This is a genomic window from Microbacterium sp. Bi128 (genome assembly GCF_918698205.1).
On the sequence record NZ_CAKKMM010000817.1, the window covers coordinates 1 to 2,265 of the forward strand.

Sequence of the window (2,265 nt, forward strand, 5' to 3'; positions counted from 1 at the left end):
ACGGTGGCCGAATACTCAACCAGGACTTCGGTGGGTTCGGCGAATTCCATGTAGTGGAAGCGGCCGCCGTGATGGTCCGAGAGCTCGGTCAGCGGCACGTCCCCGCCTCCCGCGGTCACCCTGAGCGATTCTTCAATCGAGTCGTAGCCGGCGTTCCGGGCCACCGCCACGGCGAGAGCCACCTTGGTTTCGGCAACGGTCTTTAAGGCCAGGCGGGCGGCTACGGCGCGTTCCATGTATCTCTGTCTCCGGGATGTGGGATTGAGGTGGGTGCAGGGGAAGCCGCCGTCAACGGCCCGGTGATGTGCGGGGCGGGCGGGACTAGTTTTTGATCTTCAGAGACATTAGCATCCGCTGGAGGTTCGCGAATTCGGACCCCTCGTTGACGTACTTGGCCGCCTGGTCGAGAGTGTCGAAGGCCTTGGCGGGGGCAACCTTCTGGTCCGGCGCCAACGCTTTGAGCACTGTCAGGTCCCCGAACGAATAGTCCCCCTTGCCGGCCGGGCCACGGACCACGTTCTGCAACGCGCAGCTCCTGCCGCCGGCGCCGCCCACCACGTTGGTGATGCCGTAGGAGCCGAAGTACTTGTAGCCCTGGATCACCCGGAACACCACGTGCGGGTCAATGGTTCCCCCGCCGCCGGCGTGCGGCAGGTCAACCGGCACGCTGCTGACCACGACGTAGTTGCGGGCGGCGTCGTCCGGGCAGGCCGCGGCCGGCTGCGGGGGCAGACCGGTCTGCAAGGTGGCCAGGTAAGCGCCGCCGGCGTCCTTGACGGTGATCTTCAGCGCCCCGGGCAGCGCACCGGCGTCGGGAGCTACGGACTGGACAATCCAGTCCTGCGGCACCTCAAAACTGACGGACTTTGCCGGGTCGGTAAAGACCTTCCAGGCCGCTGCGCTCGAGCCCACTCGCACCGGGACCCGCACTGTCCGCCGCGCTGCTGCCCGCGGTCCAGACCGGTGTCCCCTTGCCGTCGCTGCTGCAGCCCGAAAGGGCTGCCGCCGCGACCGCGAGCACCGCGCCGGTGCGCAGCACAGCGCACCGGATTCCTGCGGTGCCTGCTGAAGAAGCGGTGCCTGCTGAAGAAGGGGCCGTCCCTGTCATGGTGCCAGCGTAGCCGGGGCGCCGCATGACTCAGAGCTCCCGCATCAGTGTTTCGTAGAACCGGACCCCCTGCTCCAGCGTCTCCAGCCCGATCTTTTCGTCAACGGCGTGGATCGAGCCGCGGGCCCGGACGTCCATGAAGAAGGGCGCGAAGCGGTACACGGCACCGCAGATCCCGGTGAAACGGCGCGAGTCGGTGCCGCCCATCATGATGTAGGGGGTGATGATCGCCTCGGGGAAGACCTGCCCGATGCAGTCCGCCAGCAGGTCCCACTGGGCCCCCGAGGACGGCGACACCGGAGACGGGTCGTTGCCCTCCACGACGCGCAGTTCGACTTTCGGGTCGCGGATGATCTTCCGCAGCAGTGCCATGGTGCCCTCGACCGTCTCCCCCACCGCCACCCTGATGTTGGCGTTGGCCTTCGCCGTGGCGGCGAGGACGTTGGCCCCGGAGCTGCCTTCGAGCGTGGTGATGGCGACGGTGGTTCGGGTCATGGCGTTGGTCTCGCTGCCGAGCCGGCCGAAGAGCCAGGTGATCGGCGCCCGGAGCAGTGCCACGTTCGCGAACACGGCCCGCAGCGGTGGCGGGGTGTGCGGGCCGAAGCGGCGCAGCATCTCGGCGGTCACCTCCGGCAGCGACTGCGGGAACGGGCTGCGCTCGATCCGGGTGATGGCGCGGGCCAGCCGCGCTGTCGCCCCCATCCGCGGCGGCGTGGAGGCGTGTCCGCCCGGGTCCCGGGTCAGCAGCTCCACGTCCAGGATTCCCTTTTCGGCCACGCCGACGACGGCGGCCGGCCGGCTCACCCCCGGGAAGGCGCCGCCCGCGACGGCACCGCCCTCGTCCAGCACGAGCCAGGGCACCACGCCGCGGCCGGCCAGCAGGTCCGCGGCGGCCGCCGCGCTGTTGCCGGCCGTCTCCTCGTTGTTGCCGAACGAGAAGTAGAGGTCGTGCGCGGGCGCATACCCCGCCAGCAGCAGGCTCTCGGCCGCTTCCAGGATGGCCACGAGCTGGCCCTTGTCATCGAGCGTCCCGCGGCCCCAGAGGAACGTGCCGTCGTTGTGGCCGGAGAACGGCGGGTGTGTCCACTCCCCCGGGTCGTCTGCCGGGACGACGTCGTAGTGCGCCATCAGCACCGACGCCCGGTGCACGGCCGCTG

Annotated in this window: 2 protein-coding genes and 1 pseudogene; all 3 read right to left on the bottom strand. The window is 69.6% G+C overall.

What is annotated here, in order from left to right; translation table 11 throughout:
- A pseudogene (locus LQV45_RS26645) lies at window positions 1-236 on the bottom strand (transglutaminase); the annotation flags it as partial.
- An 85-nt stretch (window positions 237-321) separates the two neighbouring features.
- Window positions 322-918: a hypothetical protein gene (locus tag LQV45_RS26650; RefSeq protein WP_308288933.1), complete on the bottom strand. Its 597-nt coding sequence runs from the start codon at window positions 916-918 to the stop codon at window positions 322-324.
- A 220-nt stretch (window positions 919-1,138) separates the two neighbouring features.
- The coding region (locus LQV45_RS26655; RefSeq protein ID WP_230009732.1) for a M20/M25/M40 family metallo-hydrolase at window positions 1,139-2,265 on the bottom strand (1,127 nt) is incomplete at its 5' end.